The 17,268-nt window shown below is 62.9% G+C and carries 18 protein-coding genes; 11 read left to right on the forward strand and 7 right to left on the reverse strand.

Translation table 11 applies throughout. From position 1 onward, the window contains the following. Nucleotides 1–96: 96 nt before the first annotated feature. Nucleotides 97–462, reverse strand: a complete 366-nt coding sequence (locus EN943_RS24275; protein WP_027037104.1) for a cell division protein ZapA — start codon at nt 460–462, stop codon at nt 97–99. 11 nt (nt 463–473) lie between these two features. Next, nucleotides 474–746, reverse strand: a complete 273-nt coding sequence (locus tag EN943_RS24280) for a DUF4164 domain-containing protein (protein WP_013529251.1) — start codon at nt 744–746, stop codon at nt 474–476. A 263-nt stretch (nt 747–1,009) separates the two neighbouring features. Between EN943_RS24280 and tkt the strand changes: the two genes are divergently transcribed. From tkt to EN943_RS24315, 7 genes are all read left to right on the forward strand, one after another. Next, nucleotides 1,010–3,001 (forward strand): transketolase, encoded by a 1,992-nt coding sequence (tkt, locus tag EN943_RS24285; RefSeq protein WP_127414939.1) that lies wholly within the window; start codon nt 1,010–1,012, stop codon nt 2,999–3,001. Between the two features lie 212 nt (nt 3,002–3,213). After that, nucleotides 3,214–4,224, forward strand: a complete 1,011-nt coding sequence (gap, locus tag EN943_RS24290) for a type I glyceraldehyde-3-phosphate dehydrogenase (RefSeq protein ID WP_127260437.1) — start codon at nt 3,214–3,216, stop codon at nt 4,222–4,224. A 217-nt stretch (nt 4,225–4,441) separates the two neighbouring features. Next, the gene (locus EN943_RS24295; RefSeq protein ID WP_127414940.1) at nt 4,442–6,331 is read left to right on the forward strand and encodes a potassium/proton antiporter; all 1,890 of its coding nucleotides are present in this window, start codon (nt 4,442–4,444) and stop codon (nt 6,329–6,331) included. Between the two features lie 145 nt (nt 6,332–6,476). After that, on the forward strand, nt 6,477–7,673 hold the full coding sequence (locus EN943_RS24300; protein WP_127414941.1) for a phosphoglycerate kinase: 1,197 nt from the start codon (nt 6,477–6,479) through the stop codon (nt 7,671–7,673). A 185-nt stretch (nt 7,674–7,858) separates the two neighbouring features. Further along, nucleotides 7,859–8,884 carry a class I fructose-bisphosphate aldolase gene (locus EN943_RS24305; protein ID WP_127414942.1) on the forward strand — a complete coding sequence of 342 codons (1,026 nt, stop codon included), beginning with the start codon at nt 7,859–7,861 and terminating at the stop codon, nt 8,882–8,884. 164 nt (nt 8,885–9,048) lie between these two features. Continuing rightward, the gene (locus EN943_RS24310; RefSeq protein ID WP_127414943.1) at nt 9,049–9,789 is read left to right on the forward strand and encodes a thioredoxin family protein; all 741 of its coding nucleotides are present in this window, start codon (nt 9,049–9,051) and stop codon (nt 9,787–9,789) included. A 61-nt stretch (nt 9,790–9,850) separates the two neighbouring features. Then, on the forward strand, nt 9,851–10,564 hold the full coding sequence (locus EN943_RS24315; protein ID WP_127414944.1) for an SGNH/GDSL hydrolase family protein: 714 nt from the start codon (nt 9,851–9,853) through the stop codon (nt 10,562–10,564). A gap of 30 nt (nt 10,565–10,594) precedes the next feature. Here EN943_RS24315 and EN943_RS24320 read toward each other — a convergent pair whose 3' ends face one another. Both EN943_RS24320 and EN943_RS24325 read right to left on the reverse strand, forming a co-directional pair. Continuing rightward, nucleotides 10,595–10,756, reverse strand: coding sequence for a hypothetical protein (locus EN943_RS24320; protein WP_023810961.1), 162 nt, complete (start codon nt 10,754–10,756; stop codon nt 10,595–10,597). A 115-nt stretch (nt 10,757–10,871) separates the two neighbouring features. Beyond that, nucleotides 10,872–11,819, reverse strand: coding sequence for a ring-cleaving dioxygenase (locus EN943_RS24325; protein ID WP_127414945.1), 948 nt, complete (start codon nt 11,817–11,819; stop codon nt 10,872–10,874). Nucleotides 11,820–12,130: 311 nt separating this feature from the next. Here EN943_RS24325 and EN943_RS24330 point away from each other — a divergent pair, with 311 nt between their 5' ends. The 4 genes from EN943_RS24330 (at nt 12,131) to EN943_RS24345 (ending at nt 14,304) form a co-directional block, all read left to right on the forward strand. Then, on the forward strand, nt 12,131–12,298 hold the full coding sequence (locus tag EN943_RS24330) for a hypothetical protein (RefSeq protein ID WP_013529241.1): 168 nt from the start codon (nt 12,131–12,133) through the stop codon (nt 12,296–12,298). Between the two features lie 84 nt (nt 12,299–12,382). After that, entirely contained in the window at nt 12,383–12,973 is a 591-nt protein-coding gene (locus tag EN943_RS24335; RefSeq protein WP_127414946.1) for a DJ-1/PfpI family protein, read from the forward strand. A 75-nt stretch (nt 12,974–13,048) separates the two neighbouring features. Continuing rightward, nucleotides 13,049–13,456, forward strand: coding sequence for a hypothetical protein (locus EN943_RS24340; protein ID WP_127414947.1), 408 nt, complete (start codon nt 13,049–13,051; stop codon nt 13,454–13,456). A gap of 128 nt (nt 13,457–13,584) precedes the next feature. After that, entirely contained in the window at nt 13,585–14,304 is a 720-nt protein-coding gene (locus EN943_RS24345) for a YafY family protein (protein ID WP_013529238.1), read from the forward strand. A gap of 64 nt (nt 14,305–14,368) precedes the next feature. Here the strand turns inward: EN943_RS24345 and EN943_RS24350 are convergent, their stop codons facing one another. The 3 genes from EN943_RS24350 to EN943_RS24360 all read right to left on the reverse strand — a co-directional run. Beyond that, the gene (locus tag EN943_RS24350) at nt 14,369–15,064 is read right to left on the reverse strand and encodes a DUF1013 domain-containing protein (protein WP_127414948.1); all 696 of its coding nucleotides are present in this window, start codon (nt 15,062–15,064) and stop codon (nt 14,369–14,371) included. 309 nt (nt 15,065–15,373) lie between these two features. After that, on the reverse strand, nt 15,374–16,420 hold the full coding sequence (locus tag EN943_RS24355; protein WP_127414949.1) for a hypothetical protein: 1,047 nt from the start codon (nt 16,418–16,420) through the stop codon (nt 15,374–15,376). Between the two features lie 70 nt (nt 16,421–16,490). Beyond that, nucleotides 16,491–17,268: autotransporter domain-containing protein (locus tag EN943_RS24360; RefSeq protein WP_127414950.1), on the reverse strand; the 778-nt coding region annotated here is incomplete at its 5' end.

Below are 17,268 nucleotides of genomic sequence, written 5' to 3' on the forward strand. Positions count from 1 at the left end.
ATGAAACTCTTGTCGGCGGCAGGCGAGCATTTTTATGCTGCCGAATGCGCGGCGCGCGGATGAGAGCCTATTGGGCTGGACAGAAGAAATCCTGCCTCAGGTCTTGTTGACCGCCATTGTCACAGTCAGGTCTTCCATGCGCTGTGCGAGCGCGCCGAGCGCGTTGGTGAGCACGCTATCGCTCTTGTCGGCCTTGGTCAGAGCCTCGTCGCGGGTCTTGCGCAAGGTCAGCACTTCGCTTTCCATGCCCTTGACGCGCTTCTGCAACTCCGAGAGTTCATCCATCACCATGATGCCGGCCATCACGGTCAGCCGCTGATCGCCGATCTCGCCGAACGAGTCCTTCAGGTGTGAAACATAGCGGTCGAAGCGCTCGGCAAGGTCGATCAGATGCTCTTCCTGGCCCTCGTCGCAGGCCATGCGATACTGCTTGCCGTCGATTGAAACCGTGACCTGTGCCATCGGGCCAGCTCCTATCTGTCCAACACGGCGCGGATGGTTTCCATGGCGGTCACCAAACGTCGCGAGACTTCCTTGTTGGCATCTTCCAGCCGTTCGGCACGCGCTTCGGAATTGTCGAGTTCCTGCGCCAGCCGCGAGCGATCGGCGTTCATCCGCTGCACCTCGGCCTCGGCTTCGGAGTAGTCGCGTTCATGCTCGAGCTTGGCCGCGACGGCGTTTTCCAGCCCCTCGATGGCCTTGCCCAGCCTCGCGATGACTTCCTTGAGTGTGGCTTCCCCGGTCATGGCCTTCGTCCTGTGCCCTGCCCATCACCGAATCGTTCACGTTCAGAACGCGTTATCTCTGAAACATTAGGCACCGGGTGAAGGCAACGTCAACAAAGCTCTCGCGACTGTCCCCCGCTAACGCTAATGTAGGTCCGCCGCCGGCATCACAAGACCGGCAAATGTGCACCCAATTTGTTGACTAAAAGCCCGCGCCTGCTATGTGTCGCGCACCCTTTTCAAGGGCTCTCCCAAGCCCCCAAACCCCCACTTCTGGAGGAACCATGACGTCGCGTGAACAACATGACCGGATGGCCAATGCGATCCGCTTTCTCTCCATGGATGCCGTCGAGAAGGCAAATTCCGGCCATCCCGGCCTGCCCATGGGCTGCGCCGACATCGCCACGGTGCTGTTCACGCGCTTCCTGAAATATGATCCCAAGGCCCCGCACTGGGCCGATCGCGACCGTTTCATCCTGTCTGCCGGCCATGGCTCGATGCTGCTCTATTCGCTGCTGCATCTGACCGGCTACGAGGACATGACCCTCGACCAGATCAAGCACTTCCGTCAGTTGGGCTCGAAGACCGCCGGCCATCCCGAATACGGCCATGCCACAGGCATAGAGACGACGACCGGCCCGCTCGGCCAGGGTCTCGCCAATTCGGTCGGCTTCGCGCTCGGCGAGCGCATCATGAACGCAGCCTTCGGCAACGACCTCGTCGACCATTACACCTACGTACTGGCCGGTGACGGCTGCCTGATGGAAGGTGTTTCCCAGGAAGCCATCGCGCTTGCCGGCCACCTCAAGCTCAACAAGCTGATCGTCTTCTGGGACAACAACAACATCTCGATCGACGGTCCGGTCTCGCTGTCCGACAACACCGACCAGGTCGCCCGCTTCCAGGCCTCCGGCTGGAACGCCAGCCACATCGATGGCACCGATCCGGAAGCCATCGCCTATGCCATCGAGGCCGCCCGCCATTCCGACAAGCCGACCATGATCGCCTGCAAAACGACCATCGGCTTCGGCGCGCCGACCAAGGCCGGCACCAACAAGGCGCACGGCTCACCGCTCGGCGCTGAAGAGATCGCCGGCGCGCGCAAGTTCTTCAACTGGGATTCGCCGCCCTTCGAGATTCCGGCCGACATCCTCGACGCCTGGCGCACTGCCGGCAAGGCCGGCGCCAAGGCGCGCACCGACTGGGAAGGCCGCCTGGCCAAGGCCGACGCCAAGCTGAAAGCCGAGTTCGAACGCCGCCTCAGCGGCAAGCTGCCGTCCAATTTCGACGCCGTCATTGCCGACTACAAGAAGAAGCTTGTCGCCGACAAGCCGAAGGTCGCCACCCGCAAGTCTTCCGAGATGGCGCTGGAGGTCATCAACGGCGCCGTGCCCGAGACCATTGGCGGTTCCGCCGACCTGACCGGCTCCAACAACACCAAGACAAGCCAGACCAAGAACATCACGCCCGACGACTATGGCCAGCGCTATGTTCACTACGGCATTCGCGAGCACGGCATGGCCGCCGCGCTTAACGGTCTGACGCTGCATGGCGGCCTCATCGCCTATGGCGGCACCTTCATGTGCTTCTCCGACTACGCCCGTCCGTCGATGCGGCTTGCATCGCTGATGGGCATCCGCTCGATTTTCGTCATGACCCATGATTCCATCGGCCTGGGCGAAGACGGCCCGACCCACCAGCCGGTCGAGCATCTGGCGGCATTGCGCGCGATCCCCAACCACAATGTCTTCCGCCCGGCCGACGCGGTCGAAACCGCGGAATGCTGGCAGATCGCCCTGGAGTCGGAAAAGACGCCGTCGACCTTGGCGCTGACCCGCCAGAACCTGCCGACGGTGCGCACCGAATTCTCGGCCAAGAACCTCAGCAGCCAGGGCGCCTACGAACTGGCCGCCGCCAGCGGCGAGGCGGCGGTGACCATCTTCGCCACCGGCTCCGAGGTCGAGATCGCGCTTGGCGCGCGCGAGCTGTTGGAAAAGCACGGCCATCCGACCCGCGTCGTCTCGGTTCCCTGCTTCGAACTGTTCGACCAGCAGAGCGACGACTACCGCAAAAAGACGATCGGCAATGCGCCGATCAAGATGGCGATCGAAGCGGGCATCCGCCAGGGCTGGGATCACCTGATCGGCTCCGACGGCATCTTCGTCGGCATGACCGGCTTCGGCGCCTCGGGCACGATCGAGCAACTCTATCCGCATTTCGGCATTACCGCCGAGGCCGCGGCCAAGGCGGCGGAAGCCCGCCTGCATACCAAGTAAGGCTTGTGCATGCCGCCCAAAAGTGTATCGCGGTTTTGGGACAACGGCATGCACAAACCAAAATCAGTTCGGCGAAACCGCGCAAGCGGCTTCGCCGCGCCGGCCTAACTTAATCGATTTAAATCCACACCATTGCGGCTGGATTCTTTCTGCTTCCGCCGCTATGAAACTGCGGACCCCTCGTCCGCCCTCCAACTCCCAGGGAGAGAATTATGACCGTCAGAGTTGCCATCAACGGATTTGGCCGCATCGGCCGCAACATCCTGCGCGCTATCCATGAATCCGGCCGCAGGGATATCGACGTCGTCGCCGTCAACGACCTCGGCCCAGTCGAGACCAATGCGCACCTTTTGCGCTATGACAGCGTGCACGGCCGCTTCCCGCATGAAGTCTCGGTATCCGGCGACCAGATCACCGTCGGCAAGGAGACGTTCAAGGTCACCGCGATCAAGGATCCGACGCAGTTGCCGTGGAAGGAACTCGGCATCGACATCGCGCTCGAATGCACCGGCATCTTCACCGCCCGCGACAAGGCAGCGGCACACCTGACCGCCGGCGCCAAGCGCGTCATCGTTTCGGCCCCTGCAGAAGGCGCCGACCTCACCGTGGTCTACGGCATCAACCACGACCAGTTGACCAAGGATCATATCGTCATCTCCAATGCGTCGTGCACCACCAACTGCCTGGCGCCGCTGGCAGCCGTGCTGCACGAAACGGTCGGCATCGAAAAAGGCATGATGACGACGATCCACTCCTACACCGGCGACCAGCCGACGCTGGACACCATGCACAAGGATCTCTACCGCGCCCGCGCTGCTGCCTTGTCGCAGATCCCGACCTCGACCGGTGCTGCCAAGGCGATCGGGCTGGTGCTGCCCGACCTCAAGGGCAAGCTCGACGGCATCTCGATCCGCGTGCCGACCCCGAACGTCTCGGTCGTCGATTTCAAGTTCATCGCCAAACGGTCGACCACGGTGCAGGAGATCAACGAAGCGGTGATCGCCGCCTCCAACGGCAAGCTCAAGGGCATTCTCGGCGTCACCCATCACCCGAATGTGTCGATCGACTTCAACCACGATCCGCGCTCCTCGATCATGGCGCTCGACCAGACCAAGGTGATGGACGGCAACTTCGTATCGGTGCTGTCCTGGTACGACAATGAATGGGGCTTCTCCAACCGCATGGGCGACACCTCGGTCGCCTTCGGCAAGACCATCGCCTGATCACAAAGCTCTCTTTTCGAGACTTGGAACGCCCGGCTTTGTCCGGGCGTTTTTCATGAGCGCAGCTTGCGCCTTCCCAAATTGTGCCCTGGGCGCCAAAACATCCAAAAATCAGCGGCATAGGCCAAAAAGCCACCCTGCCGCCTTGCACTGGTCACGTCTTCGCCCCACTCTCTCGCAAAGCAGGAGACAGACGAATTTGAGGGGCTGATTCAGGATGGAGCATGCGATCTATCTCGTCACGCTGGTCGGCACAGCGCTTGTCGTCGCCGCCGCGTTTTCGAGCCTGATCGCCTTCCGCTTCGGCGCCCCTCTTCTGCTCCTGTTCCTGTGCATTGGCCTCGCCACCGGCACCGACGGGCTCGGCATCCAGTTCGACAACGCCCGCATCGCTTATTTTGCCGGCTCACTGGCGCTGGCCGTCATCCTGTTCGATTCCGGTTTCGGCACGCCGCTCAACGCCTTGCGGCAGGCAGCCGGCCCGGCGTTGTCGCTGGCGACCTTCGGCGTAATTCTGACCACTGGCCTGTTCGGTGCCGCCGCCCACTATCTGCTCGACCTCACCTGGCTGGAGTCCTTCCTGCTCGGCGCTGCCGTCGCCTCCACGGATGCGGCCGCCGTGTTCTTCCTGCTGCGTGCCGGCGAGATCAATCTGCGCGAACGCGTGCGCTCGACGCTCGAGGTGGAATCCGGCACCAATGACCCGATCGCCATCTTCCTGACCATCACGTTGGTCGAGATCATCGCCGCTCATGCCAATCCCGAGACCAACGTCCTGGTCACCAGCCTTTTCCTCGGCTTCCTCCTCAACATGGGCCTTGGCGCTGTCGTCGGGGTGCTCGGCGGCCTCGCCATCGTGCGCCTCGTCGACCGGCTCAATCTCGACCATGGCCTGCTGCCGATCTTCGTGCTGACCTTGTCGTTGATGGTGTTTGCCGCCGCCGGCGCCATTGGCGGCTCGGGCTTCCTAGCGGTCTATATCGCCGGCCTCATCTCGGGCAATTCCGATATCCGCGCCGTCACCATCCTCAAGCGCTTCCAGGACGGCATGTCATGGCTGGCGCAGATCATCATGTTCCTCATCCTCGGCCTGTTCGCGACGCCGTCGCAGTTTCCGGCGATCATGGTGCCGGCGGTGCTGCTCGGCCTGTTCCTGATGTTCGTGGCGCGGCCGGTCGCCGTCTGGCTCTGCCTGATCCCGTTCCGCATGCCGCGCCCCGAAGTTGCCTTCGTCTCGTGGGTCGGCCTGCGCGGCGCGGTGTCGATCCTGCTCGCCATCACCCCGCTGCTCGGCGGCCTGGAAAATGGCCGTGTCATCTTCAACACCGCCTTCATCATCGTTCTGGTATCGCTGGTCATCCAGGGCTGGACGGTCGGACCGCTGGCGCGCCGCCTCGGTTTGATCGTGCCGGCGCGGCTCGGACCGCTCGACAAGGTCGAGCTTGAATTGCCGGGCTCCGCCCATCACGAGCTTCTTGCCTATCGCGTCGCACCCGGCAGCCCGGTGGCGCGCGGCGAGCGCATCCCACGCTGGGCGCGGCCCTCGCTGGTGCTGCGTGACGGCCGCTCGATGCGCTTCCAGGACATGGGCCGACTCGCCGCCGGCGACCAGGTCTACATTTTCGTCCCTGACCGCTATCCGCGCCTGCTCGACAAGCTTTTCGCCAGCCGTGCCGTGGTCGATCCCGAGGATGCCGATTTCTTCGGCGCCTTCGCCGTCGATCCCGCGCGCTCCGCCGCCGAACTGGAAGCGGCCTATACGCCGGGCCTGACCGAAGCTGAGCAAAAGCTCACCGTTGGAGCGCTGGTCACGGCGCGGCTCGGCGGCCATGCCGAATATGCCGACCGCGTCCTGCTCGGCCCGATAGAACTGATCGTCCGCGACGTCGATGACAAGGGCAAGATCATAGGCCTTGGCTTGTCGTTCGAGCCGACCGCGCCGGTGGCGCGGGTGCCGGTCTTCCTCAGCGCCGGCGAAATCGGCGACCGCGTCTCCGCCTTCATCCGCAACTGGCGCAAGCCGACCGAGACGCAGGAGGCCGAGGCGCGGGCCGACGGGAAACCGACCCCGGAGCCAGCCCCGGAAAAGGCAGCAACCGAAAGCTGACAAACCCGCTATTGAGCGCTGCCCTTCATCCGCCCGCCGGCGCAGGATCGTGCCCCCTTCAAAATTTCGGTTCGAGCACGCCCTAAGCCTTGCATCGTCGCCGATGCGGGGTATGGTCCCCCGGTTTTTCGCGAAAGGAACCCGCATGGCCGCCTTCAAGACACTCGACGATATCGGCAACATCAGCGGCAAGCGTGTGCTGGTGCGCGTCGACCTCAACGTGCCTGTCAGTGAGGGCAAAGTCACCGACGCGACCCGCATCGAACGCATCGCGCCGACCATCGCCGAATTGTCCGGCAAGGGTGCCAAGGTCATCCTGCTCGCTCATTTCGGCCGACCCAAGGATGGCCCCTCGCCCGAATTCTCGCTGGAGCCTATCGCCAGGGCGACAGCCGACGTGCTCGGCCGCCCCGTCGGTTTCGCCTCGGATTGCGTCGGCGACACCGCCGGAAGCGCTGTCGCCGCCATGAACAAGGGCGACGTGCTGCTGCTCGAAAACACCCGCTTTTACAAGGCCGAGGAAAAGAATGACCCGGCCTTCACCGAAAAACTCGCCGCCAATGGCGATATCTTCGTCAACGACGCCTTCTCGGCCGCGCACCGCGCGCATTCCTCGACCGAGGGGCTGGCGCATCTGTTGCCGGCCTTTGCCGGCCGCACCATGCAGGCCGAGCTCGAAGCGCTGGAGAAAGGTCTGGGAAAACCGGTCCGTCCGGTCGTCGCCATTGTCGGCGGCGCCAAGGTCTCGACCAAGATCGACCTGTTGATGAACCTGGTGAAGAAGGTCGATGCCCTCGTCATCGGCGGCGGCATGGCCAACACCTTCCTCGCCGCGCGCGGCACCGATGTCGGCAAATCGCTGTGCGAGCATGATCTCGCCGCGACCGCCAAGCAGATCATGATCGAGGCGGCTGAGGCCGGCTGCGCCATCATCCTGCCGGTCGACAGCGTCGTCGCCAGGGAATTCAAGGCGGGCGCGGCCTGCGAGACCGTCGCCATCTCCGATGTACCGGCCGACGGCATGATCCTCGATGTCGGCGCCAAAACCGTGACGACCATCGGCGAATGGATCGACCGCGCCGCGACACTGGTCTGGAACGGCCCGCTCGGCGCCTTCGAGATCGCGCCCTTCGACCATGCAACGGTGGCTGCGGCCAAGCACGCAGCTCAGCGCACCAAGGAAGGCAAGCTGGTCTCGGTTGCCGGCGGTGGCGATACGGTGGCAGCGCTCAACCATGCCGGCGTCGCCGACGACTTCACGTACGTCTCGACCGCCGGCGGCGCCTTCCTGGAATGGATGGAAGGCAAGCCGCTGCCCGGCGTCGATGTGTTGAAGCGCTGACGCCTTTTGCAGCCAGGCGGAAACGCCTGGCGTCGCAGAAAGGCGGCTAAACCAAACGACCCGATCAACACTCGGAGAGCGAACAAGGGCGCCCGAGGCTTTCAATCGATTCGAGCTTTCCGATGCCATTCCTTTGGCGGTAGACTTCCGTTAAGCGCGGAACAACCGTTTCAGGAGAAGCAACAATGAGCGAACGTCTCGAAGACATTGCCGCTGCGATCGTCGCCGATGGCAAGGGCCTGCTGGCCGCCGACGAAAGTTCCGGCACCATCAAGAAGCGCTTCGACGTCATCGGCGTCGAATCGACAGCCGACAGCCGCCGAGACTACCGCGAGATGATGTTCCGCTCCCGGGAGGCGATGACCCGCTACATTTCCGGCGTCATCCTCTACGACGAGACGATCCGCCAGAAGGCCTCCGACGGCACGCCGCTGGTCGACATCATCAAGGCGGCCGGCGCCATCCCCGGCATCAAGGTCGATGCCGGCGCCAAGCCGCTGGCCAGGTTTCCCGGCGACACCGTCACCGAAGGCCTCGACGGCCTGCGCGAGCGCCTTGCCGACTACTACAAGCTCGGCGCCCGCTTCGCCAAATGGCGCGCGGTGATCGACATCGATATCGCCAAAGGCGTGCCTTCAGCGACCTCGATCGGCTCCAACGCCCATGCGCTCGCCCGCTATGCCGCCCTTTGCCAGGAAGCCGGCATCGTGCCGATCGTCGAACCGGAGGTGCTGATGGATGGCGCCCACGACATCGACACATGCTACGAGATCAGCAAGGTGATTTTGCTCAAGCTCTATAACGAACTCTACGCGGCGCGCGTCGTGCTGGAAGGCACTATCCTAAAACCGAACATGGTGCTGGCCGGCAGGAAATCGGGCAAGGTGAGCAGCCCCGAAGAAGTCGCCGAAAGGACCATAAAACTGTTCCGTGAGACAGTGCCGGCAGCGGTGCCGGGCATCGCCTTCCTGTCCGGCGGCCAGGAGGACGAGGAGGCGACCGCCAATCTCAACGCCATCAACGCCATCGGGCCGCACCCGTGGAAGCTGACCTTCTCCTATGGCCGCGCGCTGCAGGCCGCGCCACAGAAAGCCTGGAGCGGCAAGGCCTCGAACGTTGCCGCCGGTCAGGCCGCCTTCACCCATCGCGCCCACATGAATCATTTGGCAGCGCTCGGAAAATGGAAGGCGAGCCTGGAACAGGCCGCCTGACCACAGTCCTTTCTTCCTCCTTCGAACCCGGGCCGATGCGCCCGGGTTTTTGTTTGTGACTTGCCGGGCTTGGGGCGGAGCCTCTCCGTCCTTATTTCCTCTCGGGCGATGTCGGGTTGTGCTCATCCCGAACGTCCTTGGAATGACACTTCAGGGAGAGGTTCATGCATCGCAACAAGATCGTTTCGCGCGAAGACTGGTTCCAGGCGCACAAGGCGCATCTGGCGCGCGAAAAGGAACTGACGCGGCTTCGCGAGCGGATCGCCGCTGAACGGCGTGAACTGCCCTGGCTGAAGATCAGGAAGGACTATGTCTTCGAGACCGGGCAAGGGCCGAAGAAACTGACCGACCTGTTTGCCGGCAACAGCCAGCTGATCGTCTATCACTTCATGTTCGGGCCGGGCTGCGTCCATCATTGCGAGGGCTGTTCATTCCTTGCCGACCATATCGACGGCGCCAATCAGCATCTGCGGCATCACGACGTGTCGCTGGTCGTGGTTTCGCGCGCTCCACTGGCGGAGCTTCTGCCTTACAAGCAGCGCATGGGCTGGAAGTTCGACTGGGTGTCGTCCTATGCCTCGGATTTCAACTTCGACATGCAGGTCTCCTTCACCGACAAGCAGATCGCCGCCGGCGACACCACCTACAATTTCGAGACCCGTCCACGGACATCGAAGGAGCTTCCCGGCACAAGCGTTTTCTACCGGGACGAGACCGGCGACATCTTCCTCACCTTCATGTCGCGCGCCCGCGGCGGCGAGGCGCAGATCGGCGCCTACGACTATCTCGACATGACGCCGAAGGGCCGCAACGAGAACGGCCCCTATCACGGACTGATGGATTGGGTGCGGCTGCACGATGAATATCAGGGCAAGCAAGCGGGCCAGGCGAGTTGCTGCGATTGAAGGCGTTCCCGTCGGCCAAAACATGCGCTAAGGCTGCCGCTGATCGTTTAACGGTACTGCCATGCGCTTCCCGGCCCTACTCACCTGGCTCGCCTTCCCGGTCTATATCTGGCAAGGCCTCGGCGTGCGACGCCGCACCACGCGCATGCTGCCGGCGCAAGGGCCGGTCATGCACGAAATATCAGGCAAGGCGCCTGATATTTCGCTTCTGGTGCTGGGCGATTCCTCCGCCGCTTCGGTCGGCATCGGCAATTCGGAAGACGGGCTTGCCGCGCAACTCGCGGTGCTGATTTCACAAAATACCGGCCGCGCCGTGCGCTGGCGGGCGGCCGGCTTCAATTCGGCAACGTCGGGCCAGATACGCGACCATGTCCTGCCCAATCTGTCGGCCGATCCGTGGACGCATATCGTGCTGGCCATAGGCACCAACGACACCAAGAATTTTCACTCCGTGCCGCGCTTCAAGAAGGAGTTTGGTGGCCTGCTTTACGGCCTGCGCGCCAAATGGCCGGAAGCGCGCGTCGTGTGGTCGCCGGTGCTGGAGTTCACGCGGGCGCCGGCCATGCCGCCGCTGCTTGGAAAAATCCTTGAAATCCGCGCTACCGAAATGAACCGGATGGGAGAACGCCTTTGCCTGGAGCGCGGCGCGGTGCCGGCGCCGCGTCTGCCGATCACCAATCCGGAAGCCGGCTTTGCCTCGGACGGCTTTCACGCCTCGGAAGCAGGCTACCGGGCCTGGGCCGAGCATATGGTTGGGCCGGTGCTTGGCAATTGAGCACCAAGGACAGGTGCGTTCTGGCAGGTTCTACGTCAAATGCCCGAGCACGGCCGCCAGTGAAATCGCGGCCATGGCGAGCAGTGCCAGCTTCCAGAAATCGCCGCGTCGCTTGAGGCCTGGCCAGCCAAGCGGCTTGATCAGTTGAATGACCATGAAACCGACGATGACAAGGGCGAGGAATTTCGTCATGCCGCCTTTGACCAGCAACGCGCCCGGCTGTCAAAGCACGTCGTTCATTGCCTGAGAAAGAACGACGCCGCGATCCTAGTCGGAACGCGGCGCCCGCCTGCGACTGGGAAACGATCTACTTCAGCGGCTTGAGGCCAGCCTCGATTGAAGCCCGTTTCGGTTCGAGGAATGGCGGCAGGGCGAGGCTTTCACCCAGCGTGTCCAGCGGCTCGTCGGCGGTAAACCCCGGTCCGTCGGTTGCGATCTCGAACAGGATGCCGTTCGGCTCGCGGAAGTAGAGCGAACGGAAATAATAGCGCTCGACCTCGCCGCTCGACGGCAGCCGGAACTCCGCCAGCCGCGCCGTCCATTGATGCAGCGTCTCCTGGTCCGGCGCCCTGAAGGCGACATGGTGAACCGCACCCGCACCTTGCCGTGCCGGCGCCAGTCCCGGCTGCACCAGGACGTGCAGCTCCGCCGCCGGCCCGCCCTCGCCCATTTCGAAGACGTGAACCTGGCCCTCCGGCGAGGCATAGTCGCGCGCCTTGCGCATGTTCATCACCTTGGTCACCACAGCCTCGGTGTTGGTGATGTCGGGAACGCTGATGACGATCGGCCCGAGCCCCCGAATCTGGTGCTCGGCCGGTACCGGGCTTTGCGCCCAGGGATGGCTGTCTCCCTTGCCGCCATCGCTGACCAGGCGCAGACGCTGGCCCTCGGGATCTTCGAAATCCAATGACGCATAACCGCCGATGTCGGCGATCTCTCCTGTTGCCAGGCCTTCGTCGGTCAAGTGTTGCTTCCACCAGGCAAGGCTGTCCCGGCTGCCGACCCTGAGGCTGGTCCGCACGATGCTGTGGGTGCCGCGCCGCTCGCGGCCGACCGGCCAGTCGAAGAAGGTAAGGTCGGTGCCCGGTGTCGCTTCGCCGTCGGCATAGAAAAGGTGGTAGGCCGAGGTGTCGTCCTGGTTTACGGTCTTCTTGACCAGCCGCAGGCCCAGCACCTTCGTATAAAAATGAAGATTGCCAGGCGCATTGGCGGTGATGGCGGTCAGATGGTGGATACCTGTCAGTTGCAAGCTCATCGTCGTCTCCCTGCTGTTGGGAAGAATTTTCTCCCTTCATATCAGACCTGCGGTCACCCCGCTGAAGGCCGCGTATTCCGACAGTCCGTCGCCGGAAGCTGAACAGCGGCGCCGAAACAACGTCGTCGCCATGAACAATTGGAAGTCGCAAACCTGCCTTGAGGCACCGTTCGATGCGGCGAAAAGCGATCCCTTGCCTGCGGGGCGCGCACTGGCCGCAACTATTGTCTCGCGCCCTGACATCCTCCTGACAGACTGCTGTCAGGAGGGGTATGCGATAGTGCCTCTACACAGAGAGAGGAGACTTAGCCATGAACGGTTACACCATTCTGCGCGGCATGCAGCACTATGTCGGCAAGATCCGCACGATGCGCAACGAGATCCGCACCCAGCGGTTCATGAACTCGCTGCCGGCGGACATTCGCAAGGATATTGGCTGGCCTGACATGTATGCGGACCGTGGCCCTCGCGGCAATTGAAGCCAATTTTTCGACCCGGCGATTGGATGTGGGCGCGTTGACGCCCAGATAACAGATCCGGGGCGTGAGGATGGGAGCGAGCTTATGCCCGAACAGAAGACGATCGGTTTCCTTTTCATCGAAGGTTTTGCCGACTGGGAGTATGGGCTGCTGGCGGCCTCGGCGGTCGAATGGTTCGGCGCCCGTGCCGTTTCGCTGACGCCTGATGGCAACCCAGTGACCGGGATCAGCGGCTTTCGGCTGACGCCCGATCGATCGGCCGGGGCGGATGACAATGACGATCTCGACGCCATCGCCGTCATCGGCTCCGATGAGTGGGCCGGCAAGGCACCGCCGGATGTTGCCGATCTGCTCAATGCCGTTGCCTCACGCGGCGACGTGGTCGGCGGTATCTGCGCCGGAACGCTGGCGCTGGCCCGCGCCGGCCTGTTCGAGAAGGCCAAGCATACCAGCAATGGCCGCGACTGGATCAATGGTCATGAGGCCGGCTATGCCGGCGACAGCCTCTATCAGGATGTGCCGCATGCCGTGGCCGACGGCAAAATTGTTTCCTCGCCCGGTTCGGCACCAGGCACCTTCGCACTCGCCTTTCTGAAGACGCTCTACCCCGAAAGAGGCAGTGATCTCGTGCAGATGCGAACGCTGTTCGCCAAGGAGTATGCTGAAGCCTCCTGACAGTATGCTGTCAGGAGGAGCGTGCAATGGTGCGAATCTCAGACACCCGTGCATCGGCGGTCGAAAGGACGATCGATGAAGAGTTGGAACGACAGACTGAGCACACCAGGCATCAACGGCGTCAAGTCGACGCCGCGCACGATGGCCGATGTCATCGAGGGCCAGCCTATGCTGGTGCCGACAGCGCGCCAGGTCGACGATTTCATTCGCTCGATTCCCGAAGGCGTCGAGATGGATGTGCGTGCGCTGCGTACAGCACTTGCCGTCGAGCATGGCGCCGAAGTGACATGCCCGGTCACCATAGGCTATCATCTGCGCACTGTTGCCGAAGCCGCCAACGAGGACCTCCAGCGCGGCATGACGCTGAGTGATGTGGCACCGTTCTGGCGCGTGCTCGATGCGAAAACGCCGACGACGAAGAAACTGTCCTTCGGCGCGGAGTTCGTCGCGGCGCAGCGCAAGCGCGAAGGGCTGAAACCATGAGGCACGCCGCCCAAAAGTGTTCTGCGGTTTTGGGATAACGGCATGCGCGAAAACAGGATGCGATGCCGTCCAAAAGTGGACATCAGTTTTGGGCGACATGCATAGAGACAACGCCGAGGGACCATACGATGCGCCGCGCCGACAGGCTCTTCCAGATCGTGCAGCATCTGCGCGGTGGCCGACTGGTCACCGCCCAGAAGCTCGGCACGTGGCTCGAGGTTTCCGAGCGAACCATCTATCGCGACATTGCCGACTTGCAGTCGACCGGGGTGCCGATCGACGGCGAGGCCGGCGTTGGCTACATGATGAGGGAGGGGTTCGACCTTCCGCCACTGATGTTCACGCGTGACGAGATCGTCGCGCTGGTCGCCGGCGCCCGCATGGTGCGTGCCTTTGGCGGTGCCGCCATGGCGCGCGCCGCCGACGAAGCGCTGGTCAAGATCGGCGCCGTCCTGCCCGATGCCGAGAAAGACCGCATCGCCCGCACCGAGATCCACACACCGATGTGGGTGGTCAGCGATGCCGCCCGCGAGGCGATCGACCTGATCGAGCGCGCGGTCGAAAAGCGCCAGGTGCTGACCATCGACTATTCCGACGAGGCCGGCCGCGGCACCGCCCGCGATATCCGTCCGCTCGGCCTGTGGTTCTGGGGCAAGGTGTGGACGCTGGTCGCCTGGTGCGAGATGCGCGACGATTTCCGCGCCTTCCGCATCGATCGCATCGCTTCTGTGGTCATCGCCGGCCGCATCTTCAAGCCGGAGCGCGGCAAGCAACTTGCTGACTTCTACCGCGCGGTGGAGCGCAGCGAGGACTATGGCATGGCGCCGGACCGCGCCGCGCGAAGCTGAGACCTGACGCAGCTACAAAAAAGCCCGCTCGAAGCGGGCTTTTTTCTTGGAATGTCAGACAACCTCACTCGTCGTCGTCATTGTCCGTGTTCTTCGACTTCAGGGCCGAGAGCTTGGCGAACACGGCGTTGGCGTCGAGTTCGGCATCCTCATCCTTAGGCTTTTCGGGAGCCGGCACCAGCCGCTCGGTCAAGGCCGCCGGCAACAGCGTGTCGCCGACCGGCTGCGCCTGTTCGCGGCCGCGCGAGGCGCGGTTGACTTCCATGTCGAGGTCGATCTGCGAGGAAAGACCCAGCGTCACCGGGTCCATCGGCTGCAGATTGGCTGAGTTCCAGTGCTTGCGCTCGCGGATCTGTTCGATGGTCGACTTGGTGGTGCCGACGAGGCGCGAGATCTGCGCGTCCTTGAGCTCGGGATGGTTGCGCACCAGCCACAGAATGGCGTTCGGCCGGTCCTGGCGCTTCGACAGCGGCGTATAGCGCGGACCCTTGCGCTTGGATTCGGGTACCCGCACCTTGGGGTCCGAAAGCTTCAGGCGCTGGTTCGGGTCCTTCTCGGCACGGGCGATCTCGTCGCGGGTCAGCTGTCCGGTCATGATCGGGTCCATGCCCTTGATGCCTTGCGCCGCTTCGCCGTCGGCGATTGCCTTGACCTCGAGCGGATGCAGCCCGCAGAACTGCGCGATCTGCTCGAAGGAAAGTGCGGTATTGTCGACCAGCCAGACGGCGGTCGCCTTGGGCATCAGCAGCGTATTGGCCATTTTTACAAATCCTTCTCGTTCGCCCGCGTTCCCGCGCGGGCGGTGGTTTAGAGCCACCAAAATGGGAAATTCGCGGTCTGTATAACCGCTCTCGGGTCGTTTCGCAACGTTTTTGGAGCAAAGACCGCACCGCGTGCGCTGCGCCGCTCCCAAGACCGCCAGATCGCCCGGAGCGCGGCGGCCCCCCGGTTGACGGACGGCACAAAAATCGCGCGTCGGCTTTCCGGCCTGTCGGTTATCGGCCCGACAGCTCCACCTTATCCCAGTTCGAATGTCTCGAAACGGTGGCGGCCCAGTGGTCATCCAGGTTCAGTAGAACGGCGAATATGGCTCCAGCTCCGCTCGCGTGAAGATGGAAATGGGGTGGTCAATTCGCGCGACAACGCCCGCCCCCAAATTGATGCCCGTCCCGTCGCAAACACTAAAGACTTTCGACCGCGTTCCGATCAGCACATGCACCGGCTTTCCTGCCTGGACGGGGTATGTACTGTTGTGAATGAAAAGGACCCCGCTCGCTTGTAGCGTGTCGTGCGCATTGCCGTTGCTGCTCGAAATTTCGACGTAGTCGCGACCTGCGAATGAATTGTTCGTCCAGATGCCGACAACTCCTTCCACCGAGAGCCAACCATTCGCCCAGCCGTCCGCATCGCGCGGATAGTATTGTCTGAACAGGCGATAGGTCACGCGGTCCGATAGCCAGAAAACCGTTACGTAGCCGTCCATGTCCGGCACATAGGTGAACCAGATGCCGGTCTCGCTCGTGGCGCGCAGGCCATCCGAATCGTATGGGTCCAGATTGTTGGCACTGACGAAATCCATTGAGAGCGGTACCGGATCGGTCACGACATGATCGTAGAGTTGGGTGAGCGTCCACCGTCCATTATAGTTGAACCACTTGTCGAAGTAGGTTCCTCGATCGACCGTGTTCAGGTCGATCCTCTGCAATTCCCCCCGTTCGACCGGGCCAAAAGGAACGGGCCCCAGGTCCGGTATATCGAGGCGTGGTATCATAACCGTGCTGGTCGCTGGTCGTTGCGACAACCTGCCTAGTTCGAGCAAGGATCCTGTTTTGCCAACCGCCGATCGCACGTTTCGCGCAATCAGGTCCGCCCGATAGTCTCGCCAATAGTGCCCAGACCGGATCTTTTCGAAAGCGACCATCTCTTCGATCAGATGGTCGACGTCTTTGGCGGAACGTCTTGTCTTGGACAGGAAAGCGTTCTGCTTGCCAAGCAATTTCTCTCGCGCCTTGGCCTCGCCTTCCAGAAGATCCGTATTGAATGGCAGTTTACATCCCTGTGTTGGGACAAAACCGCTTTCATGCTTCGTGTGGAAATCGACCTTTGACTTGACCATGCGGCCTCCAGCAGTTTCTTGCTATTACCGTGGTGACGGTGCGCTTCTTGCTGCTCGGCACCTGTTGCCGTCAGAACTTCACGGCAAGATCGACCTTGGCGCCCTGATCGACCGTGCCGCCGCCGAATTGGCCGGAATAGGACAGGCCGAGCTTAGCGTTGGAAGCGAGGTTGAAGTCGAACCCAGCCTCGATGACGGCCGCATCCCTGGCGATCGGCACCCCGGCGATGGTGAAGGCGTCGCCGCCGGCGAAGGCGAAGGTCGAGGTCGGCGTGACGTCGCCGAATGCATGGCGCCAGCCAAGCATGCCGCGCGCGGTGGCGTTGATGCCGCCAAGCGCGAAGTCGGTCGAGCCGCGCAGACCGAGCGTGGTGAAGGTGGCGTCTGTGTTCGAGCCGGAGCTGGTCAGGGCCGCCGCGCCACCGTCTTCGGTGAAGCCGTCGGTGTGCACGCTGACATAGGCGAGGTTGGCGAAAGGCTCGAACTTGAATTGCCCGGCATCGGCCTTGTAGTCGAGCTCGCCGAAGATCTGCGCGGTGCCGGCATCGTAGTCGGCCGACAGCCCATCCGTGAAGCCGTTGAAAGCAACCGAGCGTTTGGTCGAAAGGCTGCTCCAGCTGTAGGCGGCAGCGGTACGGAAAGCGATGGCGCCCCAATTGGTGCCGCCATAGAGACCGAGATGATAGCTGTCGGCCTTGCCCGAAGAGTTGCGATCGTCGGCATCGAAGCTCGCATGGCTGTAGCCGCCGAGCACACCGACACGCCAGCCACCCACCAGCGTGTCGGCGCCCGCCAGCAGGCCCCCCGTCGAACGATCGAAAGCGGCGGCATTGCCGTCGCTGTCGGTA

The sequence above is a fragment of the Mesorhizobium sp. M7A.F.Ca.US.006.01.1.1 genome (assembly GCF_003997935.1).
Taxonomy (GTDB): Bacteria; Pseudomonadota; Alphaproteobacteria; order Rhizobiales; family Rhizobiaceae; genus Mesorhizobium.